We start from the raw sequence: 267 nt of genomic DNA, 5'->3' as shown, positions 1-267 counted from the left end.
CGAGCGGCACCGTACGGGTATCGGTCGCGGCCGACGCACAGATCGCATGCGTCGAGGTGTCCGACTCCGGACGCGGCATCGCCCCCGAAGACCTCGAGCACGTCTTCGAACGATTCTTCCGCGCCGACCCGAACGGCCACGCGGCCGGAACCGGCATCGGGCTCACCATCGCCCGATCCATCGCCCGCGCCCATGGCGGCGACCTCACCGCCGCATCCGAGGGCACCGACCGGGGCGCCACATTCAGCCTCACATTGCCCCGCAGGC

1 protein-coding gene is annotated in these 267 nt (G+C 71.2%); it reads left to right on the top strand.

What is annotated here, in order from left to right; translation table 11 throughout:
• Positions 1–267 (top strand): sensor histidine kinase (locus B4M62_RS06705; protein WP_290706206.1); only part of this gene is annotated, 267 nt, incomplete at both ends.

Source organism: Gordonia sp. UBA5067 (assembly GCF_002414845.1).
Lineage (GTDB): Bacteria > Actinomycetota > Actinomycetes > Mycobacteriales > Mycobacteriaceae > Gordonia > Gordonia defluvii.
This window is presented reverse-complemented; position numbering and strand designations above follow the sequence as displayed.